This window comes from Microbacterium sp. DWRC1-3, assembly GCF_049896645.1.
GTDB lineage: Bacteria > Actinomycetota > Actinomycetes > Actinomycetales > Microbacteriaceae > Microbacterium > Microbacterium maritypicum.
Genome location: NZ_JAFCUS010000001.1, coordinates 2,055,767 through 2,074,075 on the forward strand (window position 1 = coordinate 2,055,767; position 18,309 = coordinate 2,074,075).

The 18,309-nt window shown below is 69.3% G+C and carries 18 protein-coding genes; 6 read left to right on the forward strand and 12 right to left on the reverse strand.

Annotated elements, in window-relative coordinates; translation table 11 throughout:
• Nucleotides 1–60: 60 nt before the first annotated feature.
• The 7 genes from ACP699_RS09975 to ACP699_RS10005 all read right to left on the reverse strand — a co-directional run bounded on the left by ACP699_RS09975 (nucleotide 61) and on the right by ACP699_RS10005 (nucleotide 7,304).
• A complete protein-coding gene (locus ACP699_RS09975; RefSeq protein ID WP_302793702.1) occupies nucleotides 61–1,029 on the reverse strand; it encodes a tripartite tricarboxylate transporter substrate binding protein in 969 nt (322 codons plus the stop codon).
• Between the two features lie 120 nt (nucleotides 1,030–1,149).
• On the reverse strand, nucleotides 1,150–1,812 hold the full coding sequence (locus ACP699_RS09980) for a GntR family transcriptional regulator (RefSeq protein ID WP_055866313.1): 663 nt from the start codon (nucleotides 1,810–1,812) through the stop codon (nucleotides 1,150–1,152).
• 52 nt (nucleotides 1,813–1,864) lie between these two features.
• Nucleotides 1,865–2,278, reverse strand: coding sequence for a heat shock protein transcriptional repressor HspR (locus tag ACP699_RS09985; RefSeq protein WP_164743761.1), 414 nt, complete (start codon nucleotides 2,276–2,278; stop codon nucleotides 1,865–1,867).
• Between the two features lie 40 nt (nucleotides 2,279–2,318).
• On the reverse strand, nucleotides 2,319–3,302 hold the full coding sequence (locus tag ACP699_RS09990) for a DnaJ C-terminal domain-containing protein (RefSeq protein ID WP_017829652.1): 984 nt from the start codon (nucleotides 3,300–3,302) through the stop codon (nucleotides 2,319–2,321).
• A gap of 7 nt (nucleotides 3,303–3,309) precedes the next feature.
• Nucleotides 3,310–3,963, reverse strand: coding sequence for a nucleotide exchange factor GrpE (locus ACP699_RS09995; RefSeq protein ID WP_055866319.1), 654 nt, complete (start codon nucleotides 3,961–3,963; stop codon nucleotides 3,310–3,312).
• Between the two features lie 2 nt (nucleotides 3,964–3,965).
• A complete protein-coding gene (gene dnaK / locus ACP699_RS10000; RefSeq protein ID WP_055866321.1) occupies nucleotides 3,966–5,831 on the reverse strand; it encodes a molecular chaperone DnaK in 1,866 nt (621 codons plus the stop codon).
• A gap of 174 nt (nucleotides 5,832–6,005) precedes the next feature.
• Nucleotides 6,006–7,304 carry a DUF222 domain-containing protein gene (locus ACP699_RS10005; protein ID WP_426170886.1) on the reverse strand — a complete coding sequence of 433 codons (1,299 nt, stop codon included), beginning with the start codon at nucleotides 7,302–7,304 and terminating at the stop codon, nucleotides 6,006–6,008.
• A gap of 172 nt (nucleotides 7,305–7,476) precedes the next feature.
• On the opposite strand from ACP699_RS10005, the gene ACP699_RS10010 reads away from it, so the two are divergent.
• Nucleotides 7,477–8,277 carry a MerR family transcriptional regulator gene (locus ACP699_RS10010; RefSeq protein ID WP_055866328.1) on the forward strand — a complete coding sequence of 267 codons (801 nt, stop codon included), beginning with the start codon at nucleotides 7,477–7,479 and terminating at the stop codon, nucleotides 8,275–8,277.
• A 20-nt stretch (nucleotides 8,278–8,297) separates the two neighbouring features.
• Here the strand turns inward: ACP699_RS10010 and ACP699_RS10015 are convergent, their stop codons facing one another.
• Entirely contained in the window at nucleotides 8,298–8,708 is a 411-nt protein-coding gene (locus ACP699_RS10015; RefSeq protein WP_055866330.1) for a hypothetical protein, read from the reverse strand.
• A gap of 180 nt (nucleotides 8,709–8,888) precedes the next feature.
• On the opposite strand from ACP699_RS10015, the gene ACP699_RS10020 reads away from it, so the two are divergent.
• Both ACP699_RS10020 and ACP699_RS10025 read left to right on the forward strand, forming a co-directional pair.
• Nucleotides 8,889–9,869 carry an NAD(P)/FAD-dependent oxidoreductase gene (locus tag ACP699_RS10020; protein ID WP_302793708.1) on the forward strand — a complete coding sequence of 327 codons (981 nt, stop codon included), beginning with the start codon at nucleotides 8,889–8,891 and terminating at the stop codon, nucleotides 9,867–9,869.
• A gap of 63 nt (nucleotides 9,870–9,932) precedes the next feature.
• On the forward strand, nucleotides 9,933–10,595 hold the full coding sequence (locus tag ACP699_RS10025; protein ID WP_302793709.1) for a hypothetical protein: 663 nt from the start codon (nucleotides 9,933–9,935) through the stop codon (nucleotides 10,593–10,595).
• A 30-nt stretch (nucleotides 10,596–10,625) separates the two neighbouring features.
• Here ACP699_RS10025 and ACP699_RS10030 read toward each other — a convergent pair whose 3' ends face one another.
• Complete coding sequence (locus ACP699_RS10030; protein ID WP_017829660.1) at nucleotides 10,626–11,087, reverse strand: DUF3817 domain-containing protein; 462 nt, start codon at nucleotides 11,085–11,087, stop codon at nucleotides 10,626–10,628.
• 153 nt (nucleotides 11,088–11,240) lie between these two features.
• Between ACP699_RS10030 and ACP699_RS10035 the strand changes: the two genes are divergently transcribed.
• Complete coding sequence (locus ACP699_RS10035; RefSeq protein WP_151485660.1) at nucleotides 11,241–12,158, forward strand: helix-turn-helix domain-containing protein; 918 nt, start codon at nucleotides 11,241–11,243, stop codon at nucleotides 12,156–12,158.
• A 26-nt stretch (nucleotides 12,159–12,184) separates the two neighbouring features.
• On the opposite strand, the gene ACP699_RS10040 is transcribed toward ACP699_RS10035, so the two are convergent.
• A complete protein-coding gene (locus ACP699_RS10040; RefSeq protein ID WP_302793710.1) occupies nucleotides 12,185–13,381 on the reverse strand; it encodes an MFS transporter in 1,197 nt (398 codons plus the stop codon).
• A 114-nt stretch (nucleotides 13,382–13,495) separates the two neighbouring features.
• Between ACP699_RS10040 and ACP699_RS10045 the strand changes: the two genes are divergently transcribed.
• Nucleotides 13,496–14,617, forward strand: coding sequence for a hypothetical protein (locus tag ACP699_RS10045; protein WP_302793711.1), 1,122 nt, complete (start codon nucleotides 13,496–13,498; stop codon nucleotides 14,615–14,617).
• Between the two features lie 188 nt (nucleotides 14,618–14,805).
• Nucleotides 14,806–15,708 carry a serine protein kinase RIO gene (locus ACP699_RS10050; protein WP_426170891.1) on the forward strand — a complete coding sequence of 301 codons (903 nt, stop codon included), beginning with the start codon at nucleotides 14,806–14,808 and terminating at the stop codon, nucleotides 15,706–15,708.
• On the opposite strand, the gene speB is transcribed toward ACP699_RS10050, so the two are convergent.
• On the reverse strand, nucleotides 15,702–16,658 hold the full coding sequence (speB, locus tag ACP699_RS10055) for an agmatinase (RefSeq protein WP_426170893.1): 957 nt from the start codon (nucleotides 16,656–16,658) through the stop codon (nucleotides 15,702–15,704). The two genes, ACP699_RS10050 and speB, sit on opposite strands and share 7 nt — an antisense overlap.
• 48 nt (nucleotides 16,659–16,706) lie before the next feature.
• Nucleotides 16,707–18,308, reverse strand: coding sequence for a thiamine pyrophosphate-binding protein (locus tag ACP699_RS10060; protein ID WP_426170895.1), 1,602 nt, complete (start codon nucleotides 18,306–18,308; stop codon nucleotides 16,707–16,709).
• Nucleotide 18,309: the final 1 nt, after the last annotated feature.

Here is an 18,309-nt window from a genome sequence, read left to right on the forward strand (position 1 = left end):
CTTCTCCTTCGTCGAAGGGGAACGGCTGCGGGGCCGGTCTGCACCGGCCCCGCAGTGTTCTCAGCCCAGGAGATCCTTGAAGAGGTCGAACTGCTCGTCGACGAACGTCGTCCATTCGGCGGAGTCGCGGTACACGACGAGGTTTCCGGCATCGGCCTGGAACTTCTGGTATCCGTCGGACTCGACGGCTTCCTTGACCGCAGCCTCGAGCGTCGACTTCACGTCGTCGGGCAGACCCTTGGGGGCGTAGATGCCGCCCCAGCCACCGAAGACCACGACTTCGCCGATGGCCTCTTCGACCGTCTCGACGTCTTCCGCGTCGGGGTGACGCTCGTCGTTCATGACGGCGAGGATGCGCACGGCCTCGCCCTGCGCCAGGGCCTCGCCGAGGCCGGAGACGGCCGCGACGGTCTCACCGGATGCGGCCGCAGCGACGGCTGTCGCTCCGCCGTCGTAGGGGACCGGAGTGAAGTCGGCGTCGGTCGCGGCACCGAGTCCGAGGGTCGCCGCCTCCCAGATGGAGCCGGCACCGGAGTTGGCGACCGTGACGGCGCCGGACTTCGCCTGGGCGACGAGGTCTTCGAGCGTCTCGATGCCGCTGTTCGCGCCGACCGTGACGACCCCGGGGGCGAGCATGATCTGGCCGAGCAGGTCGAAGTCGTCCGGCAGCACGTTCGCGCTCTGCGTGGTGTTGAGCATCGCGATCTCGACGGGCGCGAATCCGATGACGTAGCCGTCGGCATCTTGCGCGCCCACGTACTCCATCGCGAGGGCGCCGGCGGCACCGGGCATGTTCTCCGGGATGACGCTGACGCCGAGGATCTTCTCGAGCTCCGTGGCGAGCGCGCGCGACGAGAGGTCGGATCCTCCGCCGGGGTTGGCCTGGATGATGAGTCGGATGTCGTTCTCGGGGAACGCCGATCCGGCTTCCTCGCCCTCTTCGACCTTGGTGCAGGCCGAGACGATGAGAGCGGTGGCTGCGAGGGCGGCGATCGCGGCAGCCGCCCGGGTGATGCGCTTGCGGGGCATCTTTGCTCCTCTACGTGGGTCGACCTTGTTGTCGACTCCCCGACCGTAGCAGTGTTGACTGTTAACAGTCAACACTGACAAACGTGCGCCCCTCCCCCGACGGGCAGAGGCCCGCCCCGCTCAGGCGCGGGTGGCGATCTCGCTCAGCATGCGCTCGCGGGCGCCGTCGAGGTGCTCCGACAGCACCTTCGCCGCCTGCGTCGGCGTACCGCTTCGCATCACGTCCATGAGCTTCACGTGGTCGCCGGACGACTCGTGCAGATCTTCATCGTGGTTGATCGTGACCTCGAGGAGCGCCGTGAACGTCGGGAGGTACTGGTTCCACGCCCCCTCGAGGCGTGGATGGTCGGCGAGCGCGTAGATCTGCGAGTGGAACTCGAGGTCGGCCGCCACGAAAGCGGCGTGGTCACCGGCATCCGCGGCCTCGCCCATGCGTCCGACCGCCGCAGCCATCGCCGCCCAGCGCGCATCGTCGTCGACACGCATGGCGCGCGAGAGGGCGAGCTGTTCGAGGGCACCGCGCAGGCTGTACAGCTGATCGACGTCGTCGTGCGTGAGCCCCACGATGTAGACCCCGCGCGGACGCTGCACCTCGACGAGCTTCTCGAAACTCAACTGGGTGAGGGCATCGCGCACCGGTCCGCGGCTGACCGAGAACTCCTCGGCGAGCGCCTCTTCGGTGATGCGCGCGCCGGGGGCGAGCTCGCCGCGCACGATGCGCTGGCGGAGCACCCGCGCCACCTGGGCGCCGAGGGATTCTCCGCGCGTGACGGTCTGCGTCATGGTGACCTCCTGTTAACAGTTGACAGGATACACACCACGGCGGCGCCTGGGCCTAGGCGCTCCCGCGCGGGTCCCAGAGCACGACCTCCGTCGAGCGACGCAGGCGCCGTCCGGTCGGCATGGGTACGACTCCGGCGGAACCCGCGGCGAACACGCGCACTCCGGGGCGGCTCTCGCGCTCGGTGCGCAACGCACTCTCGAGCACGGCGATGCGGTTGTGCAGCGCCCTGTTCTCGTCTTCGAGGTCGAGCAGACGGGCGATCGCGGGCAGGCTCACGCCCTCGGAAGAGAGCTGGGCGACCTCGCGCAGCTGCTCGATGTTCCGGGGGGAGTACCGGCGCGAACCGCCGGAAGTGCGTCCGGGGACGACGAGCCCGATGCGGTCGTACTGCCGCAGCGTCTGGGGATGAAGGCCGGAGAGCTCGGCGGCGGCCGCGATCGCGAACACCGGGGTGTCAGCATTCATCATGAACGCCTCCGCCCCCGGTGCCCGCTTCGACGATCGGTCATCGCCGCGCCTTCGCCATCAGCTCGGCCCGCGGGTTCTCGTCGGGCTCGAGTTCCTGGAACTTCTCCAGAGCCGCACGCGCGGCGTCGTCGAGGTGCGTCGGCACCGCGACCTGGAGCTCTGCGAGCAGGTCGCCCGTGCCCTTCGAGGTCGCAACCCCTCGGCCCTTGACCCGCAGCACCCGCCCGGAGGGAGTACCGGGTGCGACGCGGAGCTTGACCACGTCGCCGCCGAGGGTCGGGACCTCGATGGTCGCACCGAGAGTCGCCTCGGTGAACGTCACAGGCACCACGACGCGCAGGTTGAGTCCGTCGCGCGTGAAGACCGGGTGCGGGCGCACCGCGATCTGCACGACGATGTCGCCGCTCTCTCCCCCATCGGGCGAAGGACGACCGCGACCGCGGAGACGGATCTTCTGTCCGTCGGCGACGCCCGCCGGGATCTTCACCTTGAAGGGCTTGCCGTCTTCGCCCTGCAGGGAGATGGTCTCGCCCTGCACGGCGGTGACGAAGTCGAGCGTGGTGCGGGCCGTGACATCGGCTCCGCGCTGTGGGCCGCCGAAGCCGCGGTATCCGCCGCTCGGCTGCCCGAAGCGTCCGTTGCCGAAGCTCGCACCCTGCCCTTGGTTGAACATCGCGAAGATGTCCTCGAAGTCCGCCGTCTGTCCGCGGCCCTGCTGTCCGAACCGGCTGAACACGTCTTCGAAGCCGCCGGCACCCGCACCGCTCGCCGTGAAGCGAGCGCCGGATCCCATGGCGCGGATCTCGTCGTATTCCTTGCGCTGTTCGGTGTCGGAGAGCACCGAGTAGGCCTCGCTGATCTCCTTGAACTTCGCTTCGGCTTTGGCATCACCCTGATTGGAGTCCGGGTGGTACTTCCGCGCGAGCTTGCGATACGTCTTCTTCAGATCCGCATCACTGACGTCCTTGGAGACCCCGAGGGTCTTGTAGAAGTCCTTGTCGAACCAATCCTGGCTGGCCATCGATCACCTACTCCGCAGGGACAGCGACGACGACCTTCGCGGGGCGCAGCTCGACGTCTCCGAGGCGGTAGCCCACCTCGACGACCTCGAGGATCGTGGTCTTCTCGGCGCCGGGGGTCGGCTGCTGGAAGATGGCCTCGTGGCGCTGCGGGTCGAATTCCTCGCCCTTCGCGCCATACGCGACCACTCCGAGACGCTCCACGACCGTGCGCACCTTGTCGGCGATCACGGCGAAGGGCGTGCCCTCCACCAGATCACCGTGCTGAGCCGCGCGGTCGAGGTCATCGAGCACGGGGACCAGGCCCTTGGCGGCCTCGCCCTTCGCTCGCTCGATCTCGACCTGACGCTGCTCTTCGGTGCGGCGACGGTAGTTCGCGTATTCGGCCTGGAGGCGCTTGAGGTCGTTCAGCAGCGTGGACTCGAGGTCGGCGAGCACGGCGTCTTCCGCCGCAGCCTCACCGGTCTGCGTGGCACCGAGGATGTCGTCGACCGTGAGGTCATCGGCGCCGTCGTCAGGAGTCTCGTCCGACCCCTCGGCGGCCTTCGCCTCGGTGGAGTCCGGGTTCTGCGGCACGGGGCCGGATGCCTGAGCATCCGACCCCTCGCTGCGACCTTCGGCGGACTCAGGAAACTGGTTCTCGTCGAAGTTCTTGTCCGTCATGATTACTTCTTCTCGTCCTCGTCGTCGACGACCTCGGCGTCGATGACGTCTTCCTCGGAGGAGGGAGCGTCACCGGCCGGGGCCTCGCCGTCAGCCGAAGCGCCGGCAGCGGCATCCGCCTGCGAGGAGGCGTAGATGGCCTCGCCGAGCTTGGACTGCGACTGGTTGAGCTTGTCGAACGCGGTCTTCACGGCCTCGTCGTCTTCGCCGGCCAGCGCCGTCTTGAGCGCGTCGACGTCGGCCTTGACCTCGGTCTTCACGTCTTCGGGCAGCTTGTCGTCGTTCTCGGTGATCAGCTTGTCGATCGAGTACGCGAGCGTCTCGGCCTGGTTGCGGACCTCTGCGGCCTCGCGGCGCGCCTTGTCCTCAGCGGCGTGCTCCTCGGCCTCGCGCACCATGCGCTCGATGTCTTCCTTCGACAGCGACGAGCCGCCGGAGATGACGATCGACTTCTCGGTGCCGGTGCCCTTGTCCTTGGCGGACACGTGCACGATGCCATTGGCGTCGATGTCGAAGGTGACCTCGATCTGCGGGATGCCGCGGGGAGCCGGAGCGATACCCGTCAGCTCGAACGTGCCGAGCGGCTTGTTGTCGCGCGTGAAGTCACGCTCGCCCTGGAAGACCTGGATCGCGACGGACGGCTGGTTGTCGTCTGCCGTGGTGAAGGTCTCGCTGCGCTTGGTCGGGATGGCCGTGTTGCGCTCGATGAGCTTGGTCATCATGCCGCCCTTGGTCTCGATACCGAGGCTCAGCGGGGTGACGTCGATGAGGAGAACGTCCTTGCGCTCACCCTTGAGGACACCGGCCTGGAGCGCGGCGCCGACGGCGACGACCTCATCCGGGTTGACGCCCTTGTTCGCGTCCTTGCCGGTCTCGCGCTTGACGAGTTCGGCGACCGCAGGCATACGCGTGGATCCACCGACGAGCACGATGTGGTCGATCTCGGACACCTTGATGCCGGCTTCGCGGATGACGTCCTCGAACGGCTTCTTGGTGCGGTCGAGAAGGTCCTTCGTGAGGTCCTCGAACTTCGCGCGGGTGATGGTCTCGGAAAGCGACACCGGGCCCGACTCGGTCAGCGACAGGTAGGGCAGGTTGATGCTCGTCGACGTCGAGGAGGAGAGCTCCTTCTTCGCCTGCTCCGCAGCCTCCTTGAGACGCTGCAGGGCGATCTTGTCACCCGAGACGTCGACGCCCGTGGTCTCCTTGAACTGCTTGATCAGGTAGTCGACGAGACGCTGGTCCCAGTCGTCTCCACCGAGACGGTTGTCACCGGCGGTCGAGCGCACCTGGATCGTGGAGAAGTCGTCGTCCTTGCCCACCTCGAGCAGCGAGACGTCGAACGTTCCGCCACCCAGGTCGAAGACCAGGATGAGCTCGTCTTCCTTGCCCTTGTCGAGACCGTAGGCGAGCGCGGCCGCGGTCGGCTCGTTGATGATGCGCAGCACGTTGAGGCCCGAGATCTCGCCGGCCTCCTTGGTGGCCTGACGCTCGGCATCGTTGAAGTACGCGGGGACGGTGATGACCGCGTCGGTCACCGTGTCACCCAGGTACGCCTCGGCGTCGCGCTTGAGCTTCATGAGGATGCGCGCGGAGATCTCCTGCGGCGTCCACTTCTTGCCGTCGACGTCGAAGCTCCAGTCGGTGCCCATGTGGCGCTTGACGGAAGCGATCGTCCGATCGACGTTGGTGACGGCCTGGCGCTTCGCGGTCTCACCGACGAGCACCTCCCCGTCCTTGGTGAAGGCCACGACCGAGGGGGTCGTGCGGAAGCCCTCGGCGTTGGCGATGACCTTGGGCTCGCCACCCTCGAGGACGCTGACGACGGAGTTGGTGGTTCCGAGGTCGATACCGACAGCACGTGCCATGTGTTCTCTCCTTTGTTGGAAGTTCGTTGTGGTTCGGAAGATCTGCGGCGATCAGGAAAACCTGAGTCGCGATGACTCAAGTGTACCCAGGGGTCGAGAAGGAGTCAAATGAACTTGATATGAATTGGCTCAACTTTGAGATACGGCGCCGTTCCGGGTGCTCAGCTGCGTCACTCAGAACGGGGCGACCTCGGGATCCTCGGTGAAGGTGACGGTGTTCTGGGGAGGCGGCCGGTCGATGTAGACCTTGCCGGTCGGGCTCGTCCAGGCGTAGAGGCCACCACCCAGAGGCTCGACCGTCCACGGCGAATGGTGCTTGAGCACATGATGGCGTCGACACAGATGGCCGAGGTTCGACTCGTCGGTGGAGCCACCGAGCACGGCATCGCGATGATGATCGATGTCGCAATCGGTGGACGGATACCCGCAGGTGGGGAATCTGCAACGCTGATCCCTGGCGCGAAGATGTCTCCGCAGATCCGAACCCGGCCGATAGCGGTCGACCGCGAGGACCGTCCCGGTGATGGGGTGGGTGAGGATACGGTCCCATCCGGATGCCGCACCGGCGAACCGGCGGGCGGTCACGGGGTCGATCGGGGTGCGGCCGTTCAGCTCGGCCGGTGTCGCGTCGCCCGCGATCAGGGTCATGACGGGAACAGTGATCGACACCGTTCCGCGGATCGCCGCGAGGGGCCCCTCCGAGCCGTCGTGCCCGACCGGGGCACCGGTGAGGAGCAGGTCGAGGGCGAGATCGGCGCGGAGCTGCGCGATGGTGCGCCGATCGGGCACCGGGGACTCGGGCTCCGGGGGCTCGGGCTCCGGGGACTCGGGCTCCTGCATCGCCTCGGCCATCTGCGTCAGGCGATCGAAGACACCGTGGACGAGCGCCGAGGGACCGAGCACCCCGAGCTGTGCCATCCCGTCGCCGACGTCTTTCACCCACACGGCTCTCTTCTCCCGCGCGTCGAGATGCCGCTCCTCGATCGACCGCGCCTGGAACCGCTCGGCCACCCGCCGAGCCATGCGGCCGACGCGGGCGGGAGACTCGGTCTCGGCGAAGACGATCATCTGCGTCGCGTAGGCATCGCGGCTCGCCGCATCGTCGAGATGCTCGCCCGCTTCGCACACGACGCGGGCGTGCGCCGCGCTGATACGACCGGCGCCCTGCGCTTCCCAGACCATCGGGAAGCGCTCTACGACCCACACCGCATCCGCCATCCGCCGCTGCACCGTCCGATCGCTCACTCGCAGGGCTGCGGCGAACTCCGCGGCGACGGTGCGCGCAGACATCTCCCCCTGATCGGGATGCTCCGCCTGCTCAGCGACTTCGAGTGCGAGCCGCGAGCCCACGGCCAGCATGCCGTCGCGTGCGGCCTGCAGACTGCTGATCGTGCGCTCGACCTCGACGAGCATCTCGGTGAGCGCAGCGAGCGCAGCCACCTGCTCGCGAGTCGCATCCGCCAGTGCCGTCATACCTTCAGTGAACCAGGGGCCACCGACATTCAAAGGCCCAGATCAGGGCCTAAAAACGATATACCGGAACTCCGTTCGGGAGCTCCTCGGACCGGCAGCGCGCGACGCCGCAGGGCGCCCGCATGGACGCGATACTTGACTCTGACACAGTGGCAGACGGGAGAACTGAGACATGTTGTCCATCGGAGCGTTCGCGCAGATCGGCCAGGTGACCCACCGGATGCTCCGGCATTGGGACACGGCCGGCCTGCTCGAGCCCGCCCACGTGGACGAGTTCACCGGATACCGCTCCTACGATCCCTCGCAGCTGGAACGGCTGCACCGGATCGTCGCCCTGCGCCAGCTGGGTTTCGGTCTCGATGACGTCTCGGCGATCCTCGAACGCGGCGTCGATGCCGAACGCATCGCCGCCCTGCTGAGGATCCGTCGCGCAGAAGTCGAGCAGGAGCATCGGATCGCCGCGGAGAGACTCGTCGACGTGGAGAGGCGCCTCCACCTCATCGAGAGAGAGAAGCACATGTCCCAGATCGAGATCATCGACAAGCCCCTCCCCGCCGTGCGCCTCGCTGCCATCCGCACGGTCGTGGCCGACCAGCCGGCCGTCGCCGGAGTGGTCGGGCCCGCCTTCGACGCCGTGGCCGAGATCATCGGCGACACGCACTCCCTGGCCACCCCGATCGCTCAGTACGAGACTCTCGACGACGGGCTGCAGGTCATCGCGGGCTACACGTACAGCGGCCCCGCGCGCGAGGGCTTCGAGATCGTCGAGCTCCCCGCGGCGACGGAGGCCGTGTGCGGCATCCATCTCGGAGCGATGGAGCACATCGCCGAGAGCTGGCACGCGATCCACACCGAGATCTTCGCGCGGGGCCTGGTGCACGACGGCCCGTGTCGCGAGCTGTATGTGCGCGCGGTCTCCGAGGACCAGTCCGATTGGGTCACCGAGCTGCAGCAGCCCGTCCGTCGCAGCTGAGCGCACCGAGCCCTTCGCGCTCAGGCGGCGCTCTCGACGGTCGGCGCTGGCGAGAGGAGTCGTCGCGCGGCGCCGCGCGCGAGCATCAGGACGACGATCAGCAGGGTCACCAGGAAGAACCCGCCGAGTTGGACGGCATCTCCGAACACGACGTCCACCAGCTCCAGCACGAGGAACTTGCTGCCGGGGAGGATCAGCAGCAGCACGACGACACCGACCGCTCGCCTGGCCGCCGTGCCGTCGGATCGGATGTGGGCGATCGCCCTCCCCTTCACCCAGACGACGGCCTCGAGGACGATCTTCAGGAGGATCGCCGTCAGAAGCGACAGCAGGAACGTCTCGGAGATGACCGCGGGGAACAGCTGACTGAACGTGCCGAGCACGATCAGATACATCAGGACGTCGACGAGGTCGATGGCACGGAGCCGCATAGGGGGATCCTAGCGAGCACGGGTTCCTGGCCTCGGGCGCCCGAGACACCGTCGAACCGACCGAGACAGCCTCGAACAGTGGCAAAATGAGAGTAAGGCGAGCCTTAGCGGCCGCCCGGCGGTGTCGCCCCGGCAGACGCCGCGCGATGGATCCGCCCCTTTCTCGGAAGGACCGTGCGGATGACATCACCGATGGCGGACATGAACGAGCGTGCCGACTACGACGTGCTCATCGTGGGCGGCGGACCGGCCGGTCTCTCCGCCGCCCTCAACCTCGGCCGCGCGCTCGCACGCGTGCTGGTGATCGACGCCGATCGTCCGCGCAATGCGGCGACGCTGCGATCGCACGGGTTCCTGACCCGCGACGGCATCCCGCCGCACGAGCTGCGGCGCCTCGCCAGAGAAGAGCTCGCGGCCTATCCGAACGTGGAGGTGCGATCGCGGACGCGCGTCACCGCCCTCCGGCAGACGGACGGAGAGGGGACGGGACCGCACGGCGATCGACGTGTGTTCGCGGCGGACATCGGCCGGCGGGATACCGAGACCACCGTCACGGCCGGGGCGGTGCTGCTGGCCACCGGGCTGCGCGAGACGCTCCCCGATGTCCCGAACCTGCGCGGGTACTACGGCATGAGCCTGTTCAGCTGCGCCACCTGCGATGCGTGGGAGCTGCAGGGCCGCCGCCTCGCCCTGATCGGCGAGACGCCCGACATCGCCGACCGCGCGCGACTCATCGGACGCTGGACCGAGAGCCTCACCGTGTTCACGCACGGGGCGGACGTCGTGACCGCGGACGAGGAGGCGGAGCTCGCCGCCTCCGGCATCGACGTGCGTCGCGAGACGATCGTCGAGCTCGTGGGTGAGCGGGGAAGCCTCGACGCCATCCGTCTGGCCGACGGCACGTCGGTCCCGGTCGACGGCGGTTTCGTGCGCCCCGAGTGGGAGAACGCGCTGACGTTCCTCGACGGGATCGCGCCCACGCTGGATCACGCCGGGCATCTGCGCACGGACCGCTCGGGTCGCACCGATGTGCCGGGGCTCTACGCCGCGGGCGACGCCGCGACACCCGGTCCGCAGCAGCTCATCGTCGCGGCGGGTGCCGGCGCTCGGGTCGCGACGGTCATCGTGCACGACTCGATCGGGGTCGTCAGCGCCCACTGATCAGTCGGCCCGGGTGGAACCGTGGACCGGAGACGATGACGGTCCGGGACTAGGCTGACCGGCATGACGCGCCCCTCCTCCTCGATCCCCCTGCGCCTGGCCAGCACCGCGATCGCCGCTGTGGCCGTGCTGTCACTGAGCGGATGCCTGTACGCGCAGATCCCGGTGGGGTCGCCCACCGATGTCCCCTCGTCGAGCCCGGAGACCGATGCGCCGAGCGACGAGTCGTCCGGCTCGACCCTGACCTTCACCGAAGGCCTCGATCTCGCGAGCGACACCTACATCGAATGGGGCGACGGGCTCGTGGTCGACGAGGGCTGGAAGATCGTCTCGCCCGACGACGGCAACGGCGCCTGGACGTACGGCACGGTCGACGGCACCTGCACGGCGCGGTTCTGGCAGGGATACACGACCGACGTTCCCGTGGTCGCCGGAGACGACAGCGCCTCGTCCGACGCGATCCTCGGTGTGCTGCTGCAGACTCCGACCAGCGAGGTCACCCCGCTCGCCACTACCGGCGAGTTCAGCTACATGGCGGGCGGCAGCGGAGGCGTCGAGACGCGCCAGGTCGTCGGCGTGGACGGCAGCCGCACCTGGCTCATGGCCGCGCGTGCGTTCACGCAGACCGGGGTGGGCCTGTCGGTGGTCGTGGACTGCACCGCCGCGGATGCAGAGGCGACGCTGGCTGCGATCAACGAGGAGAACGCGGTCGTCGTCACGCCCTGAACCCGGCGAGGGATCCGACCCCGCCGGGCGTCACTTGCCGCCGGGAGGACCCACCAGCAGCAGGATCACGTAGAGCGCGACGATACCGACGACCAGAAGCAGCGCGAGAACCCACGGCCGCTGCAGGAACCACCGCATCAGCCGGTCGTACCAGCGGCGATCGCGCGGGTCGTCGGTCGCCTCGAGACGCCAGGCCCCGGTGAGCCGCCCGGTGCGGTGCAGCCAGATCTCGGTCGGGATCGTCGCGTACGGGATGACGGCGCTGGCGACGGCGAGAACACCCACACCGACATGCCAGCGCTGGTTCAGCGCGACCAGGATCGCCGTCGCCGCGTAGCTCAGGAAGATGAACCCGTGGATGCCTCCGCCCACGGTCACCACGACTCCGGGGGCGCCGACGGCGCGGGCGATGATCGCGGCGATCAGGATCGTCCAGGTGATCGCCTCCGCGATCGCGAGAACTCGGAACAGTCGGTCGGGGGTGCGGAACACGGTACTCCTCGGGTGGTGTCCCTCCACCGTATCCGGCGGTCACCCCCTTCGAATCAACCGAATGGTTGAGTCCGTCAGCACGACGCGACCCGTTTCGTGCCTCGACGCGGCCGACGGCGGAATAGCACGCCGCGCGACGACGTTGCCGAAGGCATGGTGACAGTGGATGCAGACGCGCTCTCGAACGTGCTCGGTGCGGTCGACCTGCGCGTCGGCATCGGCCGTCGCACCTCGGTAGCTGCGGGAGCGCTGCTGCCGATCCCCGCCGACACCATCACCCTGGTCTACATCGCCGAGGGCGCTGTGCAGGGGCATCCTCCGCTCGGAGACGGCTGCCGCCTCGACGTCGATCCCGACTCGCAGCGACTCAGGGTCGACACGAAGGCCCGCCATGACCTGCTCGTGGCGGGCGACGCGTTCCTGACCCTCGGCCGTTCGCCGTTCGTGCTCGAAGCGCGGGACGACACGAGCCTGATGATCGCCGACATCGAGCTCGCCGATGCGGCCTCGCCGCTGCCCGCCCTGCTGCCGCCGTTCCTCACCGTCACCGGGTTCGACGCCGTCGAGCCCGCCGCCGCCGCCCTGGCGCTGAACATGGGGGTGCTCGGCGACACGGTGATGCCCGCCCGCCAGGGCGACCCCATCATCTGCCGCATGATGGCGACGACCGTGCTGCTGTCGGTCATCCGCGCCTGGGCTGCGAACGGCTGTGCCCCGACGGGCTGGCCCTCGCTGTCGAACGACCCGTTCCTCGACCGCGTCGTCGACGCCATCCGCGAGGAACCGGGCCGGGACTGGACGGTGGAGCGCCTCGCCGGCATCGGCGCCATGTCGCGCTCGACCTTCGCCGAACGGTTCCGCAGCACCGTCGGCCGCTCCCCCGCCGACTACGTCACCGAGGTGCGCGTCGACGCGGCCAAGCGGATGCTCGAGGCTGGGCGAAGCGTCTCGGACATCTCCCGTGAGCTGGGCTACGCCTCCGACGAGGGGTTCAGCCGGGCCTTCCGCCGCCGCACCGGGCAGACCCCCTCGTCGTGGCGTCTGGCGAACCGCACGCCGATCTCGGCCTGAGGATCTCGGCCCGAGGATCTCTGCCTTCAGGCCCTGCTGCTGACGTGGTTGGACGCGCCGAACAGCACCGCGCCGGCGAGCAGCGCGATCGACCCGATCAGGTAGACCAGCTCGACGTTCAGGGTGTCCACGAGCAGTCCGCCGATGCCGGCCGCGAGGGTGATCGCCCCCTGGAACCCCACGACGACGAGACTGCCGCCGGCTTCGAGCCGATCCGGCATCCGGTGGCCGACCCACGTGTTCGCCACGATCAGCCAGGACGAGAAGAAGAAGCCCCACACCAGCACGACGATGCCGACACCCACGATCGACCCGGAGAACAGGATCATCGACATCACGGACACGGCGATCACGAGCGGCGCGAACACCGCGAAGAAGGCGAACGTGCGGTCGATCACGAGCCCGATCGTGATGTTGCCGAGGAGGCCGCCGACGCCGAACAGCGCGAGCAGCACGACGATGGTCGAGGCGTCGACCTCGGGGATCCGCTCCAGCGCGAGCCGCACGTACGTGTAGGCGAGGAAGTGCCCGAGCACGACGAGCACGTGGCCGACCATGCCGAGACCGATGCCGGGGCGGCGCAGCGTGTCGACGAGCAGACGCAGGCTCGACGCCCGCTCGGCCGGCACCGACGGCAGCGCGAACCGCAGCACCACCGCGAGCACGACCATCAGCACGCCCGCGATGGCGAAGACCATCCGCCAGTCGACGAGTTCACTCAGCATGACGCCCAACGGCACACCGGCCACGGTCGCCAGCGACACTCCCGCCGAGGTGAACATGACACCGCGTCCGAGATTCTCCGGTCCCGCCAGGCGCGCAGCGACCGTGATCGACATCGCCCAGAAGGCGCTGATGGCGGCGCCGAGCAGAAACCGCGCCAGCAGCACGATGATCAGGTTCGGCGCGATCGCCACGATCAGGTTCGACACGGCGGCGGCGAGCGCCATCCACACCAGCAGCGACCGCCGATCCAGCCGCGGGAACATGAGTCCGACGGTCGGCGCGACGATGAGTCCGACCAGCGCCGTCACGGTCACGGTCTGTCCGGCCTGACCCGGAGTGACCCCCAGCCCGTCGGCCATCTCGGTGAGCACGCCGTTGGGGAGGAACTCGGCCGTGACCAGCAGGAAGCCCATCAGCATCAGCACGATGAGTCCGCCGTAGCGGATGCGGGACGCCGCGGAGGGCGGCATGGTGGGAACGGGCGCTGTCGTGGTCATGGTTCCACGTTCGCAGCACCCGGAGGCCGTCGCCCGACCGGTCGTCCGCGGCATCCGACCATTCGTCCGACGCGCTCTCGGTCGGTTCCCAGCCCGAGCTTGCAGAGTGTCAGCATGCGGGATCGGAGACGGAGACGGGCGCGCCTGTGGTGCGGTGCCGCCGCCGTCGCGGCGATCATGCTCACCTCCGGATGCACCGGGCAGCGCGCCGCCGGCCCGGACGACTGGGCTCTCGAACCGATCTCGTTCCAGAGCTCCTTCGTCGGTTCCGGACCGGAGGCCACCCCCGCCGGTCCCCCGACCGACCTGTCGTACGGGATGCACGTGCTGTCGGCCGACGGCGCAGGCGGGTTCTGGGCCACATCTTCCGGATCGTGGCTGCACGTCGGCGCCGATGGCGAGACGCTCGCGAGGTTCGACACCGATCCCGGCGCCCCGGTCTCGCGGATCGGGGCGATGGCTCCGCTCTCGGCCACCGAGCTCGTCGTGCTGCAGGGCGACCGCGCCCACGTGATGCCGATGATCTCGGTGCTCGACACCACCACCATGACGATGAGGGACCTGCCGGGTGACGTCGTGGGCGACCAGGGCGACTTCGACTACGGGGACTTCGAGTTCGGCGATGTGGCCGTGTACGACGGCGACGCCATCGTGGTGCGCTACCAGCCGCGCCCTCCCGACGCCTACCTGGACTACGAGGTGCTGCGCGTGGATCTCGAGAGCGGGACACGGACCCTGCTGCACAGCGGCCCGGTCGCACTCGACGAGGCGCCGAGCGCTCGACCCGGCATCCCACCGATCGGCATCGACGTCGACAGCGCGGGACGCGTGTATCTGGCGACCCCCTCCGCACGGATCGTGCTCGCGGCCGACGGCACCGAGCTGAGTCGGGATCGGCAGGTCGCTGAGCACCCCCTCGTCGCCGTCGCTCCCGACGGCACGGCGCTGTGGTGGGGCGGAGAGCCGGAGCAGAGCGACGTGCAGGGCGTGATCGTCGGCGGCTCCCCCGATGCGCGGACGGCGGTCGAACGCCGCCTGCACTGCGCCGAGACCTCGAACGGTGACATCCTCCGCCGCGACGACGCCCTCCGTCTCGGCGACGCCGCCGGACAGCATCCGCTGCCGTTCCTGTGCGGCGCGAACGCCGCCGCGTGGACGGGTGGGTCGTGGGTGGTCGCGACCGGCGGCGAGGGCGACGGAGTGCTCATCCGCCTCACCCCGCCCGTCGGAGGCTGACCCCCGCCTGTGGACAGCGGCGCATCGACGCCCTAGGCTCGACGACGCACCGGGACCGGCCCGGGAAGCCCGAGCGGAAGGAGCCGAGGACATGAACACCGTCTTTGTCGCGCTCTCCGCCGGCCACCTTCCCTTCGAGGCCACCCCCTCCTGATCCTGGTGTGGTCTCCTGCTCCCGGAGCCACATCTTGTCTGATCCCTTCGCTTCCTCGGAAGCCGCGTCCTTCGACGCACCCTCGTTTGACACACCCTCGTTCGACGCCGCCGCATTCGATTCCCTCGAAACCGAGCTCGCCTTCGCCGACGTCGACCCCGGCGAGGGCCAGCGCTGGTCCACGTGGCCGGCGATCACCCCGTCCGAGCGCGGCCCCGAGCCGTGGCCGGCATGGGTGGTGACCTCGGCCGGCGCACTCGACACCGAGCACGGAATCCTCAAGACCGGCAAGGAGGCCGACGTGTTCCTGCTCGAACGCGGCGTGCCGGGCGACCCGAGCCGGCACACCCTCCTCGCGGCGAAGCGCTATCGCAGCACGGAGCATCGCAGCTTCCACCGGTCATCCGTCTACACAGAGGGGCGCAGCATCCGGAACACCCGCGACGCGCGCGCCCTCGCCAAGAAGTCGGACCACGGCCGGGAGGTGGCCGCCGCGCAGTGGTCGTTCGCCGAGTTCGAGGCGCTGTGCCGGATGTGGGAGCTCGGGGCCCCGGTGCCGTATCCCGTGCAGGTCAACGGCACCGAGGTGCTGATGGAGTTCCTCGGCGACGCCGACGGCACGGCCGCACCCCGCCTCGCCCAGGCCCGCGGCGACCGCACCGAACTGCAGGGGTACTACGCGCAGGTCGTCGACCTGATGCGCATCTTCGCGGCGGCGGGGTTCGCCCACGGCGACCTCTCGGCCTACAACCTGCTCGTGCACGAGGGGCGGGTGCGCGTGATCGACCTGCCGCAGATCGTCGACATCATCGCGAATCCGCAGGGGCTCGATCTGCTGCATCGCGACTGCGTGAACATCTGCGACTGGTTCACCCGGCGCCGTGTCGAATGCGACGCCGAGGAGCTGTTCGCGGAGCTCCTCGCCGCGCTTTACTGAGAGTGAGACCCCACGCGGGCTGCCAGCAGGCACACGAGCTCGTAGACCACGTGGCTCGCGGCGATGCCGGTCATCTGCGCGTGGTCGTAGGCGGGCGAGACCTCGACCACATCCGCGCCGACGATGTTCTGCGAGGACAGGGCGCGCAGGATCCGCAGCAGTTCGCGGCTGGTCAACCCGCCCGCCTCGGGGGTGCCGGTGCCGGGCGCGTGGGCGGGGTCGAGCACGTCGATGTCGATCGACACGTACAGCGGCTTGTCGCCGATGCGCTGCATGATGCGGGCGATGCCGGCCTCCACGCCGTGCTCCTCGATGTACTCGCTCGACACGATGGAGAAGCCCAGGCGCTCGTCGTCTTCGAGGTCCTGCTTCGAGTACAGGGGACCGCGGGTGCCGACGTGGCAGCTCGCGGTGAGGTCGATCAGCCCCTCCTCGCTCGCGCGACGGAAGGGTGTGCCGTGCGTGATGGGCGCCCCGAAGTAGGTGTCCCACGTGTCGAGGTGGGCATCGAAATGCAGCACAGCGACCGGACCGTGCTTCGCGGCGACAGCCCTCAGCAGCGGCAGCGCGACCGTGTGGTCGCCACCGATCGTGACGATGCGCTGCACCTGCTCGCCGAGGGCCAGCGCCGCGCGCTCGACCTCGCTCACGGCCTCGGTGAGGTCGAACGGGTTGACCGGGATGTCACCGGCATCCACCACCTGCGCGATCGCGAACGGCGACACGTCCTGCGCAGGGTTGTACGGGCGCAGCAGTCGCGACGACTCGCGCACATGCGACGGACCGAACCGCGTGCCCGGCCGGTAGCTCACGCCGGAGTCGAAGGGGATGCCGACGACGGCGATGTCGGCGCGCGGCACGTCTTCGATCCGCGGCAGGCGCGCGAAGGTGGCGATGCCGGAGTAGCGGGGGTTCACGGACGCGTCGATGGGGCCCACGTTCTCGGTCATTGCTCGTTCCTGTTCGTCGGGGTGAGGGAGAGTTCCAGCGGCTGGAGGTCAGAGGGCGTTCTGCGGGAGGTGCACCAGCTGCACTCCCCCGTCGGCGATCGCGGCGCGGATGCTGGAGGCGATGTCATCGCGGTTCTCCACCCGCCGCCCGGTCGCGCCGAAGGCCGTGGCGAGGGCCGCCCAGTCGGGCTGCACCAGGTCGACGCCGATCGGGGTCATCCCCCTGTCGAGCTCGTTCTGCCGGATCTCGGCGTAGCCGCCGTTGTCGACGCACACGATCGTGAGGTCGAGACGCTGCTCGATCGCCGTGACCAGCTCGTTCACGCAGAACATCAGCGCGCCGTCGCCGATCACGGTCACGACCGGATGCTCGGTCTGCGCGACCCGTGCGCCGATCGCCGCGGGCAGGCCGTAGCCGAGGGTCGCGTAGGTGGGGGTGTAGAGCAGGGAGTGCGGATGCGCCGACGCCAGCACGCTGCCCAGCGCCATGTAGACGATCTGGGACGAGTCGCCGGCGACGATCGCGTCGTCGGGCAGGGCGCCGGCGATGATCTCGGCCAGCGCGACCGTCTCGGGGGCGGTCTCCCGCATCTCGGCGGCGATCGCGGCGCGTTCTGCGGTCAGCTCACGCGGCGGGCGGGTCTCTGCGGGGAGGGCCGCGAGCAGCGCTTCCAGAACCGCGGCCGCGTCGCCGGCGATCCCGACCGTCGCTGCGAGGTTCTTGTCGCGCTGCGCCGGCGAGATGTCGATGCGGATCACGGATCCTCGCGCCTCGAGTCGCGGTGCCCAGAGCTCGGCCTCACCGAGCTTCGAGCCGACCACGAGCAGCACGTCCGCGTCCTCCGCGACCGTGCGCGCCGCAGCGAGACGCAGGTTCGAGCCGAGCGCGAGCGGATGCCGCTCATCCACCACGCCCTTGCCGTTCAGTGTCGTCAGCACCGGCGCGCCGAGGCGCTCGGCGACGACCGTGACCTCGTGCGCGGCATCCACCGCTCCGCCACCCGCCACGATCACCGGGGTCTTCGCTCCGGCCAACAGGCGTGCGGCCTCGGCCAGCGCCTGCGGATCGCCGGAGGCCCGCGCGGGGACCGGACGCGGCCGTCGCGCCTCGGCGGGAACCCCGGCCGGCGCCTCCAGCACGTCGAGGGGGATCTCGATGTGCACGGGACGAGGGCGACCGGTGCGGAACAGGGCGAACGCATCGTGCACGGCATCGACCGCCTCGGCGGCGCTGGTCACGCGGCGCGACCACTCGGCGATCGCGCCGACCATGGCCGTGGCATCCTTCGTCTCGTGCAGCGTGCCCACGTCGGCGAACTCCGCGCCGAGCGGCACACCGGGCGAGAGGACGATGAGCGGTCGCGACTCGCAGAACGCCGTGCCGATCGCGCTCATCGCGTTCTGCAGACCGGGGCCTGAGGTCGTGATGACGACGCCGGGGAGACCCGTCTGCTGCGCCCAGCCGTCGGCACCGTAGCCGGATCCCTGCTCGTGGCGGTTCGTCACCGCGCGGATGCCGAGGTCGGCGAGCGGCCGGTAGAGCTCGAGGTTGTGGGTGCCGGGAATGCCGAAGATCGCGGTCACGCCGTAGGCGCGGATCGTCTCCAGCACCGCGCGGCCGGCGGTGTCGGTGTACTGCTCGGAGTTCATC

What these genes read in the sequence shown, in the direction of transcription:
- ACP699_RS09975 (WP_302793702.1), bottom strand. Translation starts at nt 1,029, where the DNA reads ATGCCCCGCAAGCGCATCACCCGGGCGGCTGCCGCGATCGCCGCCCTC.
- ACP699_RS09980 (WP_055866313.1), bottom strand. Translation starts at nt 1,812, where the DNA reads ATGACGCAGACCGTCACGCGCGGAGAATCCCTCGGCGCCCAGGTGGCG.
- ACP699_RS09985 (WP_164743761.1), bottom strand. Translation starts at nt 2,278, where the DNA reads ATGAATGCTGACACCCCGGTGTTCGCGATCGCGGCCGCCGCCGAGCTC.
- ACP699_RS09990 (WP_017829652.1), bottom strand. Translation starts at nt 3,302, where the DNA reads ATGGCCAGCCAGGATTGGTTCGACAAGGACTTCTACAAGACCCTCGGG.
- ACP699_RS09995 (WP_055866319.1), bottom strand. Translation starts at nt 3,963, where the DNA reads ATGACGGACAAGAACTTCGACGAGAACCAGTTTCCTGAGTCCGCCGAA.
- dnaK (WP_055866321.1), bottom strand. Translation starts at nt 5,831, where the DNA reads ATGGCACGTGCTGTCGGTATCGACCTCGGAACCACCAACTCCGTCGTC.
- ACP699_RS10005 (WP_426170886.1), bottom strand. Translation starts at nt 7,304, where the DNA reads ATGACGGCACTGGCGGATGCGACTCGCGAGCAGGTGGCTGCGCTCGCT.
- ACP699_RS10010 (WP_055866328.1), top strand. Translation starts at nt 7,477, where the DNA reads ATGTTGTCCATCGGAGCGTTCGCGCAGATCGGCCAGGTGACCCACCGG.
- ACP699_RS10015 (WP_055866330.1), bottom strand. Translation starts at nt 8,708, where the DNA reads ATGCGGCTCCGTGCCATCGACCTCGTCGACGTCCTGATGTATCTGATC.
- ACP699_RS10020 (WP_302793708.1), top strand. Translation starts at nt 8,889, where the DNA reads ATGACATCACCGATGGCGGACATGAACGAGCGTGCCGACTACGACGTG.
- ACP699_RS10025 (WP_302793709.1), top strand. Translation starts at nt 9,933, where the DNA reads ATGACGCGCCCCTCCTCCTCGATCCCCCTGCGCCTGGCCAGCACCGCG.
- ACP699_RS10035 (WP_151485660.1), top strand. Translation starts at nt 11,241, where the DNA reads ATGGTGACAGTGGATGCAGACGCGCTCTCGAACGTGCTCGGTGCGGTC.
- ACP699_RS10040 (WP_302793710.1), bottom strand. Translation starts at nt 13,381, where the DNA reads ATGACCACGACAGCGCCCGTTCCCACCATGCCGCCCTCCGCGGCGTCC.
- ACP699_RS10045 (WP_302793711.1), top strand. Translation starts at nt 13,496, where the DNA reads ATGCGGGATCGGAGACGGAGACGGGCGCGCCTGTGGTGCGGTGCCGCC.
- speB (WP_426170893.1), bottom strand. Translation starts at nt 16,658, where the DNA reads ATGACCGAGAACGTGGGCCCCATCGACGCGTCCGTGAACCCCCGCTAC.
- ACP699_RS10060 (WP_426170895.1), bottom strand. Translation starts at nt 18,308, where the DNA reads ATGAACTCCGAGCAGTACACCGACACCGCCGGCCGCGCGGTGCTGGAG.